Raw genomic sequence first — 17,697 nt, forward strand, 5'->3', positions numbered from 1 at the left:
GTAAAGCATGCTTACATAAAAAACGCCGGAGAAATAATCTCCGGCGTTTTTGTATATTGACGTTGTTAGCTTGTAAATTAAGTAAGAGCCTCGAAAACGCTCAAGTCTTACTTTGTATATGTTAGTGAGTATCTACTTACTGTCGATTAACTTTCGTTGAGTCATTTCCAAGTGATGAGCGTCAGCTTATTTTCGACCTTTGCTCATTAATTTAAACGAAACTTAGCGATCACTTCGCAATTGGTTGCGGTATCGATCTTCTCTACTTGTTTCGCAATTGCTGGGTTTGGATGACGCTTCATAAAATCGATAAGTGCTTTTGTGCAACAGCCGATGGAGTCAATAAAGCTTGCGCAATTCTGGTTTGGGCATTGGGGAATAAGTGTGAGCACTTTTTCAGATGCCAGCTGAAGATATTTGAGTTCGTATTCGGTATCACCAGCCCAGCGCCAAAATTGCGCGAGGTTGTGACAAGAGATTACAGAAATCAAAAGGCGTTCGTCTGCTTCAATTTCCACGCATTCACTAATGTCTTCACTTAAGCTTAAAGCTTGTTGATAGTGAAGAATGCTGCGTACAGGATCATCTAGTTGCAGGGCAGTATCGGCTAGGAGTGTGTGTTTTTCCCATTCACTGATCATTATCGTTGTCCCACGTATCGAATTTGGGATGAATCTAAACGATAATTATTATCAAGTAAAGTGGTTTGTTTACAAAAGGACAGGCAGATCGCAGACCTGCCTGTAATTGAGGTTCGACTTGCAATGCAAGTGAATCAGATGAACTAGCCTTCTAGACCCGCAGAAGCTTGTTTGTTCTGGATAAGCTCAATCATGTAACCATCAGGATCTTTTACAAAGGCGATGTGTGTTGTACCACCTTTCACTGGGCCCGCTTCGCGAGTAACGTTACCGCCTGCGGCTTTGATTGCATCACATGTTGCGTAGATGTCGTCTACGCCAATTGCAATATGACCAAATGCTGTGCCTAGGTCATATTCTGTCTTACCCCAGTTGTAAGTCAGTTCAATCACGGCACCTTGAGATTCATCACCGTAACCAACAAAGGCAAGTGTGTATTCGTACTCTTTGTTTTCGTTGGTACGAAGCAACTGCATGCCCATGACTTCAGTATAAAATTTGATTGATTTGTCTAGATCACCTACGCGAAGCATAGTGTGTAGAATTCGACCGTTTGACATTTTTATCTCCTAGCTTCTGTTTTTAGATAGCGTTAACTATCTGGGTATACTTTCTCTTTATATTCGCACAAATCTTCAATAATGCAGCTTCCACAGCGAGGCTTTCTCGCTAAACAAGTGTAGCGACCATGAAGAATTAACCAGTGGTGTACATCGAGTTTGAACTCTTTTGGTACCACTTTTAATAGCTTTTGCTCGACATCATCTACCGTTTTTCCCATCGCAAACTTAGTACGATTCGAAACGCGATAAATGTGCGTATCGACGGCAATGGTTGGCCAACCAAATGCGGTGTTGAGCACGACATTGGCGGTCTTACGGCCGACTCCTGGAAGAGCTTCAAGAGCGGCGCGATCTTCTGGCACTTCGCCATTATGCTTTTCTAATAAGATCTTACAGGTTTTGATGGTGTTTTCTGCTTTTGAGTTAAACAGGCCAATGGTTTTGATGTATTCCTTCAAACCATCGACACCCAAATCGAGAATACTTTGTGGCGTATTCGCAACGGGGAAGAGTTTGTCAGTGGCTTTGTTGACACTAACATCGGTCGCTTGCGCTGAAAGTAGCACAGCGATGAGTAACTCAAATGGAGAGCTCCAGTTCAGTTCCGTTTCAGGATTGGGGTTGTTTTCTCTTAATCGTTCAAGAATTTCTATTCTTTTTTCTTTGTTCATTGCTGACTTCCAAACCCGTCTTTGCGGTTTATGAAAAAGGCCCTACGAGTGGTAGAGCCTTGATTTTAGAATTCTTATATTATGCGTTAGTTACGCGAGCACGCTCAATGGCCGGTTTTTCTTCTTTCGGCTGACGAGCCTGAATTGAGCTGTCGATAACATTTTTCAACGCAATCAAAAGTCCTACACCGATGAAAGCACCTGGTGGTAATAGTGCTAATAAGAAGCTGCTATCAAATTGGAATACTTGAATGCGCAGCGCTGCAGCCCAGTCACCCAATAGCAAGTCTGCGCCGTCAAACAATGTGCCGTTGCCGATAAGCTCGCGCATTGAGCCCAACACAACTAGCACACTGGTCATGCCCAGTCCCATCCATAAGCCGTCCAATGCGGCAGGAAGCACATCATTTTTTGAAGCGTAAGCTTCGGCGCGACCGATGATGATACAGTTGGTTACGATCAACGGGATAAAGATACCCAGTGATAGGTACAATCCGTAAGCGTAAGCATTCATTAGTAGCTGGACGCAGGTTACGAGTGACGCAATGATCATAACGAAAACCGGAATTCGGATCTCTTTAGGAACATAGTTACGGATCAGTGAAACCGTTACGTTAGACCCCACTAGTACCAGTAATGTGGCAATACCAAGACCCAGCGCGTTGGTGATCGTCGATGAAACGGCGAGTAGAGGACATAAACCGAGCAGCTGAACCAATGCTGGGTTGTTGCTCCACATGCCGTTCTTCATCAATTGTTTGTTTTCGCTCATTGATTGTCTCCTGCGCAGTTTAGTGGCTGGCTGAGAATCTCATCACGAGATTGATTTACGTAGTTTACGGTGTTTCTGACTGCTTTGACGACAGCTCGAGGCGTAATGGTAGCGCCAGTAAACTGATCAAAGTCTCCACCATCTTTACGAACTTTCCAAGAATTCCAATTATCTTCGGTGACTTGCTTACCCGTGAAACCAAGAATCCAACTGGTAACGCGAAGATCTATTTTATCGCCTAGCCCCGGAGTTTCTTGATGGCTAAGTACGCGCGTACCTAAAATCTTACCTTGATTATCGATACCTGTGATGACTTTGATTTCACCGTTATAGCCATCTGGTGCAATCGACTCAATGGCGATGGCTGTTGGCTCGCCATTTTTGGTTGCAATGTAGGTAGGCATCGCGTGCATCGTGCCAAGCTCTGGAGACGTCACCAACGTGCATGATTGAGTTAATGCGTTGTCGTGCATCGTTTCAGGAATCACTTGATTAAGCACTGAAAGTAGCTGCTTTTGTTCCTGAAGCTTGATTTGATCTTCGGTTAAGTACTGAGTCAACGCGACCAAACCTGTTGTGGCGCAAGCAAAGATCGCCAGTGTCAGACCATTTTTTCTAATTGCGGTTAACATGTTTACCTCAGTGGCCGTAAGTTCTAGGTTTGGTGTAGTAGTCGATAAGCGGAACGCACATGTTGGCTAAAAGAACCGCAAAGGCGACCCCATCAGGGAAGCCGCCCCAACTACGAATAATAAAGACAAGAGCACCGATTAGCGCACCAAAAATAAGGCGGCCTTTTACTGTGGTAGATGCCGATACTGGATCTGTCGCAATAAAGAACGCACCTAGCATGGTTGCGCCTGACAGCAGGTGGAAGATTGGCGAAGCCGTCTCTCCCGGCGTGATAACGCTGAAAATAAGGCTAAACAGAGTCAAACTCGCGAGAAAGCCTGCTGGAATGTACCACTGAATGATGCGTTTTTTGATCATCACTAAGCCGCCAATCAGATAGGCTATGTTCACCCACTGCCAGCCGATGCCAGCCAAGCCACCAAAGATCGGCTGTGAAAGCACTTCACTAGGGGTTGCTCCCGTGTGAATACCTGTTTTAAAGGCATCCAGTGGAGTTGCCATTGTTACACCATCAACACCAGCGCGAACTTGTTGCAATGAAAGACCGTCATAATCAAAACCAGTGAAAATCAAAGAGAGGGTATCTGCGAAATTCACATGGTCTGGAATCAACAGTGTTGGTGCACTCCAACTGGTCATTTGAACCGGGAAGGAAATCAAAAGTACAACGTAAGCGACCATTGCTGGGTTGAATAGATTCTGTCCAATGCCGCCATAAAGATGTTTGGCAATCACAATCGCAAAAATTAAACCAATAACTATGATCCACCACGGAGACCAAGGTGGAATAGCGACGGCGAGTAGCCATGCGGTGACAATTGCACTGTTGTCTCGTAATGCTCTCATTGGCGAGCGTTTACGACAGATCATCACGAGTGCTTCAAGTGATACTGCAACGGCGATAGCAAAAATCAGCTGGATTAATGTGCCCCAACCAAAGTAGTAAGTTTGCGCTGCCAAGCCAGGGATAGCACATAAGGCTACCCATTTCATTAAGTCAGGCGTGCTGCGACGACTATGCGCATGCGGTGAACTGGCAATAAAAAACGACATTACTCGTTCTCCTCGGTATTATTTTTATTCGCGTCTTGTTGAGCTTTTCGCGCTTTTGCACGAGCAATAGCAGCAGCGACCGCGGCTTTCTTCGGATCTTCAGCTGGCTCTTGAGAAGCGGTTTCTTCAACAGGTTGAGATTCAGTCTCTTGTTGCGCTTTACGCGCTTTTGCACGAGCAATAGCAGCAGCGACTGCGGCTTTCTTCGGATCTTCGGCTGGCTTTTGAGAAGCGGTTTCTTCAACAGGTTGAGATTCAGTCTCTTGTTGCGCTTTACGCGCTTTTGCACGAGCAATAGCAGCAGCGACTGCAGCTTTCTTTGGATCTTCGGCTGGCTTTTGAGAAGCTGTTTCTTCAACGGGTTGAGATTCAGTTTCTTGTTGCGCTTTACGCGCTTTTGCACGAGCAATAGCGGCTGCAACTGCGGCTTTCTTCGGATCTTCAGTTGGCTCTTGAGAAGCTGTTTCTGCAACAGGTTGAGATTCAGTCTCTTGTTGCGCTTTACGCGCTTTTGCACGAGCAATAGCAGCAGCGACCGCGGCTTTCTTCGGATCTTCGGTTGGCTCTTGAGAAGCGGTTTCTTCAACAGGTTGAGATTCAGTTTCTTGTCGCGCTTTACGCGCTTTTGCACGAGCAATAGCAGCAGTGACTGCAGCTTTCTTCGGATCTTCGGTTAGCTCTTGAGAAGCTGTTTCTTCAACAGGTTGCGATTCAGTTTCTTGTTGTGCTTTGCGCGCTTTTGCACGAGCAATAGCAGCGGCTACTGCAGCTTTTTTATCTTCTGGCTCTTCAGATGCGTTTTCTTCCTGCTGAGCTTTTTTCGCTTTCGCGCGCGCGATTGCTGCAGCAACTGCGGACTTTTTGTCATCAGCATTGTTAGCAGGGGTTTCGCTTTGTTCTTTTTCTGCTTTACGTTCACGAGCAAGACGCTTGCGCTCTTCACGCAGTTTTGCCATTTCGGAGTTGTCAGGCTCAGTTGCACCAACTTTTGCTGCTGCGGCTTGCTTCGCTTTTGCTTTGGCAATGGCTGCCGCGACAGCAGGTTTAACTGCTGGCTCAGCTTTATTCTCTTCGTTCGATTTTTGTGCTTTAACACGAGCAATGGCTGCGGCGATCGCATCATCACCACCGGTTGACTTCATCTCTTTTCGACGGTCATCCGCGGCTTTCTTGAAGCGGTTCTCACGTTCTGCTTTTTCGCGCTCCATACGCGCTTTTTTCTCTTCGAAGCGCAGTTTCGCACGCTCTGCGGCTTCTGCTTCTTGAGTTCGAGTACGAATTTCTGCTTTTGCTTGGCGGTAATATTGCACCAGTGGAATTTCACTTGGACAAACAAACGCACAAGCGCCACACTCGATACAATCTTTTAGATTTAGTTCTTCTAGCTTGTCATATTCTTCGGCCTTAGCATGCCATTGAAGCTGCTGTGGCAGTAGAGATGCAGGACAAGCTTCCGCACATTGACCACAACGTATACATTCCATCTCGTATTGATGAGCTGAAATCTCGTGACGAGTCGGAGCTAAAATACAGTTCGCCGTTTTGGTGATAGGAACCTGTGAGTGGGGTAGGGTAAAGCCCATCATTGGTCCGCCCATGATCAAACGCTGAAGTTTTTTATCGGCTTTGTACCCGAATTCGTCGAGCAGTGCTTGAACTGGGGTACCCAAGAGCGCCCATACGTTTCGAGGCTGTTTAAAGGTTTTACCGGTTAACGTAACGACACGTTCGATTATTGGCTCGCCATCGATGATAGCGCGCTTAATCGAGTATAAAGAACCGACGTTTTGAACCAAGATGCCAATATCTGCAGGGATAGAGCCGCTAGGAACTTCCTTGTTGGTCAGAATCTTTATCAGCTGCTTTTCACCGCCCGACGGGTATTTCGTCGGGATTACTCGAATAACAATGTCCTTGTTCAGCGCGGCACTTTCCAACGCTTTAATGGCATCTGGTTTGTTATCTTCGATGCCAATGATCGTCAGCTTTGGCTTAAGGATGTGTTCGACGATTTCGATACCCTGGATAAGCTCTTCGGCATGCTCCTGCATCAGTTTGTCATCGGCCGTGATGTACGGTTCACATTCTGCTGCATTCACAATCAGGATTTCTGTACGAGCAATGCCCGATTGGATCTTTTTCGCAGTAGGGAAGCCAGCACCACCCATCCCTGAAATGCCAGCAAGGCGAATAATGTCGATGAGTGCATCGGCGGATTCTTGAGTGTAGTCAGCGATAGGTGACTTTTCACACCAAGTATCTTGGCCGTCAGGAGTGATGACGGCGCACAATTCGCTCAAACCAGAAGGGTGAGCCACCGTTCGAGGCTCGATGGCAGTGATTGTGCCAGAAGTTGGCGCATGTACGGGTACTGTAAACCCCGTTTCTGATTGGGTTAAAGCTTGTCCTTTTAAAACGTGCTCACCAACAGAGACCAACAAGTTACCCGCTTTACCAATGTGCTGTTTCAGCGGAAGAATGATTTCAGCGGGAATGGATGCTCGCACTAAGTCGGCTTTATTGGATTGTTTTTTGTTTTCTGCCGGATGCACACCGCCTGGGAAGTCCCAAAGCGAGCCAGTACGAATTTGTTCAATCAAAGACAACATACGAAACCTTACTTAATTGAATCTTTCACGTTCGCTGCATCGCGGGCAGCATCCGTAATGTTAACCACTGGGATGGCGTTAAGTTGCCACTTCCAGCTATCTGTGGTGGTTTCCACAGGAATCATTTCAATACAATCGGTTGGACATGGCGCGACACACAAGTCGCAGCCTGTACATTCGTCTTTGATGACCGTGTGAACGGCTTTTGTCCCACCAACAATCGCATCAACAGGACAAGCTTGAATACACTTAGTACAACCGATACACATATCTTCGTGAATGAAGGCAACGGTCGGTACTTTGCTGTCTAGATCGTGTGCCGACTCTTCAGGTTCCACACCCATTAAGTCTGCGAGTTTTTCGATGGTTGCTTGACCGCCGGGAGGACACTTATTGATGTTGTCTCCATTCGCAATCGCTTCTGCGTATGGTCGACAGCCTGGATAACCACATTGGCCACATTGTGTTTGTGGAAGAATCGCGTCGATTTGATCCACGATAGGATCCGCTTCAACTTTAAAACGAATTGAAGCAAAACCAAGAATGGCACCAAAAATCGCAGCAAGCACAGCGAGTGCGATGATCGCAATTAAAATCGTACTCATTGTTTACTTCACCAAACCTGTAAAGCCCATGAAAGCAAGCGACATTAAACCCGCTGTGATCATTGCAATCGATGCACCTTTAAATGGAACAGGCACGTCAGCCGCAGCGATACGCTCACGCATAGAAGCAAAAAGGATCAATACAAGTGAAAAACCGACTGCTGCACCAAAACCATAAATGATAGATTCGATGAAGTTATGATTCTCATTGATGTTGAGAAGTGCAACACCCAATACGGCACAGTTGGTCGTGATCAGTGGTAAGAAGATACCAAGCAAGCGATAAAGGGTCGGGCTAGTTTTGTGTACCACCATCTCGGTGAACTGTACCACGACAGCGATCACCAAAATAAAGCTCATGGTTCTTAAGTACTCGATACCGAGCGGTCGCAAGATATAGCTTTCCACTAAGTACGCACACACAGATGCGAGGGTTAGCACAAAAGTGGTTGCTAACCCCATGCCTATTGCTGTTTCCAGTTTTTTAGACACGCCCATAAATGGACACAAGCCCAAAAACTTCACCAGTACAAAGTTGTTCACCAGCACAGTGCCGACCAACAACAAAACATATTCGGTCATAGTTATTACGTTCTTAAAATCCGATCCCAATATTATCGTGTTTTGTGACACCAATAACAACCAGTGAACGATGTGGTTTTATACACACGGCTGAAAAATAACCGTCAATGTGAGTTAGATAGATGAATTTGTATCTGAATTAATAGTTTGGTGAATAATTTGTTGGGGGAATGAGAGCTAACGAAAAGTGCGCGAGTCCTGAGTGGCCCATACGAACGATTGAGTTGGCCTCCGATACTTAGCAAGTGGATAGAAGTTTTAAGCCGATTTTTTGACGATTAAAAACGAAAAAAGCTCAGTTTTTCAACTGAGCTTTTTTCTTGAATTTGGCTCCCCCTGCAAGACTTGAACTTGCGACATACGGATTAACAGTCCGCCGTTCTACCGACTGAACTAAGGGGGAATTGCTTTGCTTGAAAGCGAGACGAATCTTACCGAGCACTAAAACTAGTGTCAACAGTAAAAAAATACATTTTTTGAAAAAATTGTGCTTAAAGCGCTTTACTTTTTTGTAGTGCTTGCCAGTAAAGGGCTAGAGTTACTTATCCACTAAAATTGTGGATAAGTGTGTTGATGAGATCTGAGTAAAGATCTTTTATATGCAACGTGGTTTGTTTTGTGTGCATTTTTAGTCAGTTTTATGCGCAAAATAGGCAAATGAAACAGTGATTTATTGAGTGAGTGGGTAAAATATTCAAAGTGGATAAAAGATGAGCTTTTGGGGATAACGAGCTTTTTAGAGAAGTTTTGGGGAAAAGTTGTGGAAACTATAAGTTGATATTAGAGGAGTGTTTATCAACTAGGGCGAAGTACTATATCAGAGCGACTCGAATAAGGCTATAGCCATATAGACAAAGTACAAAAATTATTAACAATGAGTGAGAAAAATCATTTAGGCATAGATTTCGTTTACTAAGGTGTATATATACAGCGCAGAAGTGGTAACACAGCCTAACGTAGTAAAGGCAGTAAAGATTGAGGAAGGGTATGAGTAAAGTTTATGAACTGGTCTCTGAGTATCAACCATCAGGTGACCAGCCAACCGCGATTAAGCAATTATTAGAAGGCTTAGATGCGGGGTTGGCGCATCAGACGCTTTTAGGTGTAACGGGTTCTGGTAAAACGTTCACGCTAGCGAATGTGATTGCTCAAGCACAGCGCCCTGCAATTTTACTGGCGCCAAATAAAACCCTCGCGGCTCAGTTGTATGGGGAAATGAAATCGTTCTTTCCTAACAATGCGGTCGAGTATTTTGTGTCTTACTACGACTACTATCAACCAGAAGCGTACGTGCCTACAACTGACACCTTTATTGAAAAAGATGCGTCAGTGAACGCTCACATTGAGCAAATGCGTTTGTCTGCCACCAAAGCTTTACTAGAACGAAAAGACGCCATCATCGTCGCTTCGGTCTCAGCCATTTATGGTTTGGGTGATCCCGAGTCGTATTTACAGATGATGCTGCACTTACGCCGTGGTGACGTGATCGATCAGCGTGACATGCTTCGTCGCTTAGCGGAACTTCAATACTCGCGTAATGATGTCGCTTTTGAACGCGGTCAGTTCCGTGTTCGCGGCGAAGTGATCGACATATTCCCAGCTGAGTCTGACCAAGATGCTGTCCGTGTTGAAATGTTTGATGATGAAGTGGATTGTATCAGTGTGTTTGACCCATTGACGGGTGTCGTGAAACAAAGAGATTTGCCCCGTTACACGATTTACCCGAAAACGCACTACGTGACGCCCCGCGACCGTATTCTCGAAGCGATAGAAAGCATCAAAGTTGAGCTCGAAGTACGCAAGAAACAATTACTAGAGAATAACAAGCTAATAGAAGAGCAGCGCATTAGCCAGCGTACACAGTTTGATATCGAGATGATGAATGAGCTCGGTTTCTGCTCTGGTATCGAAAACTACTCACGTTATCTCAGTGGTCGTTCTGAGGGTGAGCCGCCTCCAACCTTGTTCGATTACTTGCCTCATGATGGTTTGCTTATCATCGATGAGTCCCACGTGACTGTACCGCAGATTGGTGCGATGTATAAAGGTGACCGTTCACGTAAAGAAACTCTGGTTGAGTTTGGTTTCCGCTTACCATCGGCGTTGGACAACCGTCCTCTAAAATTTGAAGAATTTGAATCTCTTGCTCCGCAAACTATTTTCGTCTCGGCGACGCCGGGCAATTATGAGCTAGAGAAATCGGCAGGTGAAATTGCGGATCAAGTCGTGCGTCCTACCGGCTTGCTGGATCCAATACTCGAAGTTCGACCAGTCGCGACTCAGGTCGATGATCTATTGTCTGAAATTCGTATTCGTGCCGCCAAAGAGGAACGTGTTCTTGTTACGACTCTGACCAAACGAATGGCGGAAGATTTAACGGAATATCTGCATGAACATGATGTTCGTGTTCGATATCTTCACTCCGACATCGACACGGTAGAGCGCGTCGAGATCATTCGAGATTTGCGCTTAGGTGAGTTCGATGTCTTAGTGGGTATCAACTTGCTTCGAGAAGGTTTGGATATGCCGGAAGTCTCGCTGGTGGCAATTTTGGATGCCGACAAAGAAGGTTTCTTGCGTTCAGAACGTTCACTCATTCAGACGATAGGTCGTGCTGCACGAAACATTGAGGGTAAAGCGATTCTCTATGCGGATAGTATTACAAAATCGATGAAAAAAGCGATGGATGAAACCAATCGTCGTCGTGAGAAGCAGCAAGCGTACAACGAGAAAATGGGCATTACGCCGCAAGCGTTAAAACGTAATATCAAGGATATTATGGAGTTGGGCGACATTACTAAGTCCAAACGTCAACGCAATACTAAGCAAGTGCCACTGTCTAAAGTGGCTGAACCATCTCAAACTTACGAAGTGATGTCTCCACAACAATTGGAGAAGGAAATCAGTCGACTAGAAGCGGCGATGTACCAACATGCTCAGGATCTGGAATTCGAGCTTGCGGCTGAGAAGCGTGATGAAATAGAAAAACTGCGTGCGCAATTCATCGCGAATAGCTAGTTAACACGAAAAGCTGTTTCTAAAGAGATACTTAGAATAGGCAAAAAAGAAGCCAATAGGCAGTCGGGTCTATTGGCTTGTTTTGTGAACATATCGTTCACTAACAACGTCAGTTGGCTAGGTGACCCGAGGGGTCGCTAATATATCAGCATGCTTTATGCCACTTTTTAACCTATTGATATCATTTTTGATTCTATTATCATTAACCGTAACTTTGCTAATGTTATTTGCAAAATGCAAAGCGTAATGCGATTATTGTTTAAAACACAACAAAATATTAGCTAGGTTATGCAACAAAAAACTGAAGGCCAAAAATCTCGTTACCTTCTGATGGTTGAGGATACAGCATCGGTTGCGGCGTTATACCGCTCGTACCTCACGCCGTTAGGGATCGACATTAATATTGTCGGTACAGGTAGAGATGCCATTGAAAGTCTCAATCATCGAATTCCAGATCTTATTCTTCTCGATCTTCGTCTGCCTGATATGACGGGGATGGATGTTTTGCACGCCGTTAAAAAGAGTCATCCAGATGTGCCGATCATTTTCATGACGGCTCATGGCTCTATCGATACAGCGGTAGAGGCGATGCGTCATGGCTCTCAAGACTTTTTGATCAAACCGTGTGAAGCAGACCGTCTGCGTGTTACGGTCAACAACGCAATTCGCAAAGCAACTAAGCTAAAAAATGAAGCAGATAATCCGGGTAATCAGAATTACCAAGGTTTTATCGGCAGCAGCCAAACCATGCAGCAGGTCTATCGCACCATTGACTCCGCCGCTAGCAGTAAAGCGAGTATCTTTATTACTGGTGAAAGTGGTACGGGTAAAGAGGTATGCGCAGAAGCCATCCACGCAGCAAGCAAGCGTGGTGATAAGCCGTTTATTGCCATCAACTGTGCAGCCATACCTAAAGACTTAATTGAAAGTGAACTATTTGGTCACGTAAAAGGGGCATTTACTGGTGCGGCAAATGACCGTCAAGGTGCCGCTGAGTTAGCCGATGGTGGCACGTTGTTCCTCGATGAATTGTGTGAAATGGATTTGGACTTACAAACCAAATTATTGCGATTCATCCAAACCGGTACGTTCCAGAAAGTGGGCTCTTCAAAAATGAAGAGTGTGGACGTGCGCTTCGTTTGTGCGACCAACCGAGACCCTTGGAAAGAAGTTCAAGAAGGGCGTTTCCGCGAAGACTTATACTACCGTTTATACGTGATTCCTTTGCATCTTCCGCCTCTTCGCGAACGTGGTGAAGATGTGATTGAAATTGCGTACTCACTGTTAGGCTACATGTCTCATGAAGAGGGCAAAAACTTTGTCCGCTTTTCTCAAGAAGTGATTGATCGCTTTAACAGTTATGAGTGGCCGGGTAACGTCCGACAACTACAAAACGTATTGCGTAATATCGTGGTGCTTAACAACGGCAAAGAAATTACGTTAGATATGTTGCCACCGCCGCTGAATCAACCATTAGATAGGCCATCTGTATCTAAACTGATTGAGCCAAAAGCGATGACTGTTTCAGAGATCATGCCGCTATGGATGACAGAGAAAATGGCGATTGAACAAGCGATTGAGGCGTGTGACGGTAATATTCCAAGAGCCGCTGGGTATCTTGATGTCAGTCCGTCAACGATTTACCGCAAACTACAAGCATGGAATGGTAAAGAAGAGCGGCAGAAGGTGTAAGCATGACGATATTGAATCAACAAAAAATAGATGAACTGTCGATGGAAATCGGCAGTGATAACGTGCCTGTTTTGCTCGATATTTTTTTGGGTGAGATGGATACGTACATCGACAACTTGTTGCAGTTAGAAGGTTCAGAGCGGTTAGTGTATTTGAAAGAGATCAGCCACGCACTAAAAAGCAGTGCTGCGAGTTTCGGAGCCGACAGTTTGTGTGAGTTAGCGATGTCTATCGATAAAAAAGCCAAATCTGGTGAGTTAGTTGAACAGGGTAGTGAGGTTAACACTATGCTTGATCGCTTGAATGAAACACGCGACGCGTATCGCTCTTGGACTCAATAAAGCCTTTACTTTTTAAACACAAAGCCCTTCAATATTGGAAGGGCTTTGTCGTATCAACGTTGGCAGTCTCAAGTGGCTACTTAGCGAGTAGTTGGTTTTCTATCGCTGCTTTCAACTTATCTCGGTCGTGACGCCAATCTCGGTTGGTTGAGGCTAATGATTCGGTAACGACGTTCCATTGTTCCAACACTTTCTGGTCCGTTTCTTCGGCAAGGACGACATCGATTCTTCGTCCTTGGCACGCACGTTCACACCATTCCAGCTTTTGCGCCATCGACATTCGACCTGCTGGGCCGTATTCAGGGCTGAGGTTAGCAACGAATATCACCTTCGCTTTTCGGTTTGCTGCAATGGCTTTGCCCAGCTCTGGCAATAACAATGGCGGCATAATGCTGGTGAGGAAACTGCCTGGGCCAAGAATGATTGCATCGGCTTCTGCCAGAGCAGTAACGGCTTCTTTAGTGGCTGGAACTTCTGGTGAAAGATCTAAGCGACGTAAGTCGGTTTCCATCTCATCCACATTGGTTTCACCTGTGACCCATTGACCGTTCACTGAAAGCGCAGACAAATCCGAAGGGTGCTCTGACATTGGCAGAATATTGACATCAACCTTAAGCATGTTTCGGATCAGATTGATTGCATCCAGCGGTCGAACCGACAAGTTATCCAATGCTGTTAGCATCAAATTGCCAAGGTTGTGGCCGTCCAGCTCTCCCGTACCTTTAAAGCGGTATTCGAACATCATCGAACTGATAGATGGTTCAGTGATTAGCTGGTTGATGCAGTTTCTAGTGTCTCCCCAAGCGATACCACCTTGGCAATGACGAATACGTCCAGTTGAACCACCATTGTCGGTTGTGGCTACAATGCCCGTAGCATTGCTGCCAAAGTCTTTTAAAGCGGCTAACATTCGACCTAAGCCATGACCACCGCCAACTGCGACCACTTTCTTATCCGTATAGATATTCATTACGTTCTTCTAATAATGTTGTAAAAAACGGCTACAATTTAACTTAATGAGTGTCCTAACGGTACTCACTAAGCGGTAATTTGTGTCTCTAGAGAGTTTTTTATCACTCAAGTCTGGATTCCATTACAAATATTAAGTATTTTACTCCGCAAAGCTATCAGGGGTTATCCCTCTGGTTGCCATAACTCCGAGCTCACTATGCTAAGTCCGAGGATAAGCATTTTGAGCCAGTGACATACTGTCACAAGGGCATGATTGGAAATGGCCATGCCTCCCGTGTTTGGAAAGGTGTTCCGTGGCGCAACAATTCGAAGACAAATTTCATCGTAAGTTTTATTACTTGCGTCTGTCTGTGACCGACGTATGTAATTTCAAATGTACCTATTGCCTTCCTGATGGTTATAAACCATCGGGCAACAAAAACTCGTCTTTTTTATCTCTTCCTGAAATCAAACGGGTCGTAAAAGCGTTTGCTGATTGTGGCACGTCAAAAGTGCGCATTACTGGCGGTGAGCCAAGCTTACGCAAAGATTTCACTGACATCATTCATTCTGTCGCAACGACGCCAGGCATCAAAAAGGTGGCGACGACGACTAACGGCTACAGAATGGCGAAGCAAGTTGCAGACTGGCGTGAAGCCGGTTTAACAAACATCAACGTGAGTGTAGATAGCCTCGACCCTCGAATGTTCCATCAGATTACTGGTGAAAATAAGTTCACTGAAGTCATGAATGGTATCGAGCGTGCGTTCGAAGTCGGTTATGAGCAGGTCAAAGTTAATGTGGTGTTGATGAAAGATCTGAACCATCACGAGCTACCCGCATTTCTTAACTGGATCAAAGACCGTCCAATCCAATTGCGCTTTATTGAGCTAATGCAAACGGGCGAGATGGATGACCTGTTTTCAAAGCATCATGTTTCTGGTGTTGCGATTCGTAATCAACTGATTGCGAACGGCTGGTTACTGAAAGTGCGTTCGCACAATGATGGCCCCGCTCAGGTGTTTGTTCACCCAGATTATAAAGGTGAAATCGGTCTTATCATGCCTTATGAAAAAGACTTTTGCGAAAGCTGCAACCGTCTGCGTGTTTCTGCGCTGGGTAAGCTGCACCTTTGCTTATTTGGTGAACATGGCGTTGAACTGCGTGATTTGCTGGAACGTGATGACCAAGAAAACGAGTTGATTGAACGTATCCAATCGCAGCTGCAAACAAAGTCCGTAAGCCACTTCTTACACGATGGCAATACTGGTATGACGCCGCATCTTGCGTCTATCGGCGGCTAACTTTATTCAAATTTTTAGAGAGAGCTTAGTGCTAAGCTGGCTCTAACTTTTTCCGAATCGATACCAAGCGTATCAAAGCTAAATTTAGAGAATAGGTGAACAAATGGGTCACGCTGAAAGCAAATTTCAACCTGCAAATATTGCCGTTCTAACGGTATCTGACACGCGTACTGAAGAAAATGATACCTCTGGTCGTTACCTTGTTGAACACGCTCAAGAAGCGGGGCACAACGTGGTAGACAAACAAATCGTTATTGATGACATGTACAAGATCCGCGCGATCGTTTCTCAATGGATTGCCGATGAAAACGTCCAAGCGATCATGATCACTGGCGGTACAGGTTTTACCTCACGCGATAGCACGCCAGAAGCACTTAAGCCTCTATTTGATAAAGAAGTTGAAGGCTTTGGTGAGTTGTTCCGCATGGTGTCGTATGAAGAGATCGGTACGTCTACCATTCAGTCTCGTGCGATTGCAGGTTTTGCTAACCACACCGTGATCTTCGCAATGCCAGGTTCAACGGGTGCGTGTCGTACAGGTTGGACAAAAATTATTAAACAGCAGTTGGATGCAAGTCATCGCCCTTGTAACTTCATGCCACACCTATCTGTATAACCTTTCCTAAAAGCGAAGGAAAAACAATGACCCAATTTACACACATTAATGCATCTGGCGAAGCGAACATGGTCGATGTGTCTGCAAAAGCAGAAACCGTGCGTGAAGCTCGCGCTGAAGCATTTGTACACATGGCTCCAGAAACCTTGCAACTTATTGTCTCTGGCCAGCACCACAAAGGTGATGTGTTCGCAACGGCTCGTATTGCTGGTATTCAAGCAGCGAAGAAAACATGGGATTTGATTCCGCTTTGTCATCCGCTACTGCTTTCTAAAGTTGAAGTTCAACTGGAAGCTATCGAAGCAGAAAACAAAGTTCGCATCGAGTCTGTATGTAAACTTGCGGGTAAAACTGGTGTCGAAATGGAAGCGCTCACTGCAGCTTCCGTCGCTGCACTAACGATTTACGATATGTGTAAAGCAGTACAAAAAGACATGGTCATTGGTCAAGTTCGTCTATTAGAGAAGACGGGTGGCAAATCTGGACATTTCAAGGCGGAATCATGATTAAAGTACTTTTCTTTGCTCAAACCCGCGAGCTAGTGGGTATCGACAGCGTTGATTTGGACGGCCAGTTCGATACGGTCGAAGCCGTTCGCGCACATCTTGTCGAAGCGGGCGCAGAAAAAGCAGGCAAGTGGGATTTGGCGCTTGAGCCAGGCAAGCTTCTTGCAGCAGTGAACCAATCGATCGTCCCACTGGATACACAAGTAAAAGCGGGTGACGAAGTCGCGTTTTTCCCACCGGTAACGGGAGGCTAAGATGGATCCTCGTGTTTCTGTACAAGTTGAAGACTTTTCTGTTGATCAAGAATATCAACGCTTGTCGGAAGGCACTGCTGCTGGTGCGGTCGTGACCTTTATCGGTAAAGTCAGAGATATGAACCTTGGTGACAACGTGATTGGCCTGCATCTAGAGCATTATCCGGGCATGACGGAAAAGAGCTTGAGCGATATTTGTGAGGAAGCTGAAGCTCGCTGGCCTCTGCTTGGCGTGCGCGTGATTCATCGTGTGGGTGATATGGACAGCGGCGACCAAATTGTATTTGTGGGCGTTTCTAGTGCGCATCGCGGCGCGGCATTTGATGCGTGCGAGTTCATTATGGACTACCTGAAAACCAAAGCACCGTTTTGGAAAAAAGAGCGCACAACTAACGAAGATCGTTGGATTGAATCGCGCGACACCGATCATCAAGCAGCGCAGCGCTGGGAAAAATAGAACCAGCCACTCGTTTTGACAAAAAATAAAAAGCTAAGTGTTAATCGCACTTAGCTTTTTTTGTATTTCGCGATTTGTTCAACCATATTGAAACGGTTCAATACTGCGATTCTTATCTTCGAAAACACCCGTGTTTTATCTCGGTGACATTGTTCACAATAAAAAATATCGAGCAATATATAAACGATTATTTGTTAGACTTCGTTTGTCACAAATGTTAAATGATATGCAAATATCTAGCATAAGATGCTATCAAATAGTTTAAATTCAGAGCAATCGAAAGTTTTGGCTGATAAATGTCAGTTACAGTCTTCATTTTACTAGTGAATGCTTTTGTATTGGAGTTTATTGCTAGATATGTGCGGTTATTACAGAATTATTAGTTTTTTTGCTACATTTTTATGGCAAATTACTTCAATGATTGCTAAT

General features: G+C 45.3%; 18 protein-coding genes, 1 tRNA gene and 1 riboswitch. Of the genes, 8 read left to right on the forward strand and 11 right to left on the reverse strand.

The window, feature by feature from the left end; genetic code table 11:
- Positions 1–206 precede the first annotated feature (206 nt).
- The 10 genes from ACYJZR_RS05010 to ACYJZR_RS05055 all read right to left on the reverse strand — a co-directional run bounded on the left by ACYJZR_RS05010 (position 207) and on the right by ACYJZR_RS05055 (position 8,532).
- A complete protein-coding gene (locus ACYJZR_RS05010) occupies positions 207–641 on the reverse strand; it encodes a DUF2753 domain-containing protein (protein WP_005490627.1) in 435 nt (144 codons plus the stop codon).
- A 143-nt stretch (positions 642–784) separates the two neighbouring features.
- Complete coding sequence (gloA, locus tag ACYJZR_RS05015; RefSeq protein ID WP_005480812.1) at positions 785–1,201, reverse strand: lactoylglutathione lyase; 417 nt, start codon at positions 1,199–1,201, stop codon at positions 785–787.
- Positions 1,202–1,233: 32 nt separating this feature from the next.
- Positions 1,234–1,875 (reverse strand): endonuclease III, encoded by a 642-nt coding sequence (gene nth / locus ACYJZR_RS05020; protein ID WP_021484873.1) that lies wholly within the window; start codon positions 1,873–1,875, stop codon positions 1,234–1,236.
- Positions 1,876–1,954: 79 nt separating this feature from the next.
- Complete coding sequence (locus tag ACYJZR_RS05025) at positions 1,955–2,647, reverse strand: electron transport complex subunit E (RefSeq protein WP_005480817.1); 693 nt, start codon at positions 2,645–2,647, stop codon at positions 1,955–1,957.
- Positions 2,644–3,279 (reverse strand): electron transport complex subunit RsxG, encoded by a 636-nt coding sequence (rsxG, locus tag ACYJZR_RS05030; protein ID WP_005494487.1) that lies wholly within the window; start codon positions 3,277–3,279, stop codon positions 2,644–2,646. The genes ACYJZR_RS05025 and rsxG overlap by 4 nt, the downstream gene beginning before the upstream one ends.
- A gap of 7 nt (positions 3,280–3,286) precedes the next feature.
- Positions 3,287–4,333 (reverse strand): electron transport complex subunit RsxD, encoded by a 1,047-nt coding sequence (rsxD, locus tag ACYJZR_RS05035; RefSeq protein WP_005480820.1) that lies wholly within the window; start codon positions 4,331–4,333, stop codon positions 3,287–3,289.
- The gene (rsxC, locus tag ACYJZR_RS05040) at positions 4,333–6,942 is read right to left on the reverse strand and encodes an electron transport complex subunit RsxC (RefSeq protein WP_406965992.1); all 2,610 of its coding nucleotides are present in this window, start codon (positions 6,940–6,942) and stop codon (positions 4,333–4,335) included. Before rsxC ends, rsxD begins: the two co-directional genes overlap by 1 nt.
- An 8-nt stretch (positions 6,943–6,950) precedes the next feature.
- Positions 6,951–7,547 carry an electron transport complex subunit RsxB gene (rsxB, locus tag ACYJZR_RS05045; RefSeq protein WP_005494493.1) on the reverse strand — a complete coding sequence of 199 codons (597 nt, stop codon included), beginning with the start codon at positions 7,545–7,547 and terminating at the stop codon, positions 6,951–6,953.
- 3 nt (positions 7,548–7,550) lie between these two features.
- The gene (gene rsxA, locus ACYJZR_RS05050; protein ID WP_005380762.1) at positions 7,551–8,129 is read right to left on the reverse strand and encodes an electron transport complex subunit RsxA; all 579 of its coding nucleotides are present in this window, start codon (positions 8,127–8,129) and stop codon (positions 7,551–7,553) included.
- Between the two features lie 327 nt (positions 8,130–8,456).
- Positions 8,457–8,532: transfer RNA gene (locus tag ACYJZR_RS05055), tRNA-Asn, on the reverse strand.
- A 584-nt stretch (positions 8,533–9,116) separates the two neighbouring features.
- Here ACYJZR_RS05055 and uvrB point away from each other — a divergent pair.
- The 3 genes from uvrB to luxU all read left to right on the forward strand — a co-directional run bounded on the left by uvrB (position 9,117) and on the right by luxU (position 13,180).
- Entirely contained in the window at positions 9,117–11,147 is a 2,031-nt protein-coding gene (gene uvrB, locus ACYJZR_RS05060; RefSeq protein WP_005494496.1) for an excinuclease ABC subunit UvrB, read from the forward strand.
- Between the two features lie 288 nt (positions 11,148–11,435).
- Positions 11,436–12,839: a quorum-sensing sigma-54 dependent transcriptional regulator LuxO gene (gene luxO / locus ACYJZR_RS05065; protein ID WP_005461534.1), complete on the forward strand. Its 1,404-nt coding sequence runs from the start codon at positions 11,436–11,438 to the stop codon at positions 12,837–12,839.
- Between the two features lie 2 nt (positions 12,840–12,841).
- Positions 12,842–13,180: a quorum-sensing phosphorelay protein LuxU gene (gene luxU, locus ACYJZR_RS05070; protein WP_025521817.1), complete on the forward strand. Its 339-nt coding sequence runs from the start codon at positions 12,842–12,844 to the stop codon at positions 13,178–13,180.
- Positions 13,181–13,256: 76 nt separating this feature from the next.
- Here the strand turns inward: luxU and ACYJZR_RS05075 are convergent, their stop codons facing one another.
- Positions 13,257–14,150, reverse strand: coding sequence for a YvcK family protein (locus ACYJZR_RS05075; protein WP_017447831.1), 894 nt, complete (start codon positions 14,148–14,150; stop codon positions 13,257–13,259).
- A 173-nt stretch (positions 14,151–14,323) separates the two neighbouring features.
- A riboswitch (molybdenum cofactor riboswitch) is annotated at positions 14,324–14,457 on the forward strand.
- Here ACYJZR_RS05075 and moaA point away from each other — a divergent pair.
- The 5 genes from moaA to moaE all read left to right on the forward strand — a co-directional run bounded on the left by moaA (position 14,446) and on the right by moaE (position 17,268).
- Entirely contained in the window at positions 14,446–15,435 is a 990-nt protein-coding gene (moaA, locus tag ACYJZR_RS05080) for a GTP 3',8-cyclase MoaA (RefSeq protein ID WP_005461510.1), read from the forward strand. Its footprint overlaps the riboswitch before it by 12 nt.
- A gap of 103 nt (positions 15,436–15,538) precedes the next feature.
- Positions 15,539–16,051 carry a molybdenum cofactor biosynthesis protein B gene (moaB, locus tag ACYJZR_RS05085; RefSeq protein WP_005461494.1) on the forward strand — a complete coding sequence of 171 codons (513 nt, stop codon included), beginning with the start codon at positions 15,539–15,541 and terminating at the stop codon, positions 16,049–16,051.
- A 26-nt stretch (positions 16,052–16,077) separates the two neighbouring features.
- A complete protein-coding gene (moaC, locus tag ACYJZR_RS05090) occupies positions 16,078–16,557 on the forward strand; it encodes a cyclic pyranopterin monophosphate synthase MoaC (protein WP_005461493.1) in 480 nt (159 codons plus the stop codon).
- Positions 16,554–16,811, forward strand: coding sequence for a molybdopterin synthase sulfur carrier subunit (gene moaD, locus ACYJZR_RS05095; protein ID WP_005461535.1), 258 nt, complete (start codon positions 16,554–16,556; stop codon positions 16,809–16,811). Before moaC ends, moaD begins: the two co-directional genes overlap by 4 nt.
- Position 16,812: 1 nt before the next feature.
- Entirely contained in the window at positions 16,813–17,268 is a 456-nt protein-coding gene (gene moaE, locus ACYJZR_RS05100) for a molybdopterin synthase catalytic subunit MoaE (protein ID WP_025521919.1), read from the forward strand.
- Positions 17,269–17,697: the final 429 nt, after the last annotated feature.

Source organism: Vibrio sp. RC2502, from assembly GCF_054850435.1.

Excerpts from the sequence above, each read along its gene's own strand:
- ACYJZR_RS05010 (WP_005490627.1), bottom strand. The coding sequence starts at position 641 with ATGATCAGTGAATGGGAAAAACACACACTCCTAGCCGATACTGCCCTG.
- gloA (WP_005480812.1), bottom strand. The coding sequence starts at position 1,201 with ATGTCAAACGGTCGAATTCTACACACTATGCTTCGCGTAGGTGATCTA.
- nth (WP_021484873.1), bottom strand. The coding sequence starts at position 1,875 with ATGAACAAAGAAAAAAGAATAGAAATTCTTGAACGATTAAGAGAAAAC.
- ACYJZR_RS05025 (WP_005480817.1), bottom strand. The coding sequence starts at position 2,647 with ATGAGCGAAAACAAACAATTGATGAAGAACGGCATGTGGAGCAACAAC.
- rsxG (WP_005494487.1), bottom strand. The coding sequence starts at position 3,279 with ATGTTAACCGCAATTAGAAAAAATGGTCTGACACTGGCGATCTTTGCT.
- rsxD (WP_005480820.1), bottom strand. The coding sequence starts at position 4,333 with ATGTCGTTTTTTATTGCCAGTTCACCGCATGCGCATAGTCGTCGCAGC.
- rsxC (WP_406965992.1), bottom strand. The coding sequence starts at position 6,942 with ATGTTGTCTTTGATTGAACAAATTCGTACTGGCTCGCTTTGGGACTTC.
- rsxB (WP_005494493.1), bottom strand. The coding sequence starts at position 7,547 with ATGAGTACGATTTTAATTGCGATCATCGCACTCGCTGTGCTTGCTGCG.
- rsxA (WP_005380762.1), bottom strand. The coding sequence starts at position 8,129 with ATGACCGAATATGTTTTGTTGTTGGTCGGCACTGTGCTGGTGAACAAC.
- uvrB (WP_005494496.1), top strand. The coding sequence starts at position 9,117 with ATGAGTAAAGTTTATGAACTGGTCTCTGAGTATCAACCATCAGGTGAC.
- luxO (WP_005461534.1), top strand. The coding sequence starts at position 11,436 with ATGCAACAAAAAACTGAAGGCCAAAAATCTCGTTACCTTCTGATGGTT.
- luxU (WP_025521817.1), top strand. The coding sequence starts at position 12,842 with ATGACGATATTGAATCAACAAAAAATAGATGAACTGTCGATGGAAATC.
- ACYJZR_RS05075 (WP_017447831.1), bottom strand. The coding sequence starts at position 14,150 with ATGAATATCTATACGGATAAGAAAGTGGTCGCAGTTGGCGGTGGTCAT.
- moaB (WP_005461494.1), top strand. The coding sequence starts at position 15,539 with ATGGGTCACGCTGAAAGCAAATTTCAACCTGCAAATATTGCCGTTCTA.
- moaC (WP_005461493.1), top strand. The coding sequence starts at position 16,078 with ATGACCCAATTTACACACATTAATGCATCTGGCGAAGCGAACATGGTC.
- moaD (WP_005461535.1), top strand. The coding sequence starts at position 16,554 with ATGATTAAAGTACTTTTCTTTGCTCAAACCCGCGAGCTAGTGGGTATC.
- moaE (WP_025521919.1), top strand. The coding sequence starts at position 16,813 with ATGGATCCTCGTGTTTCTGTACAAGTTGAAGACTTTTCTGTTGATCAA.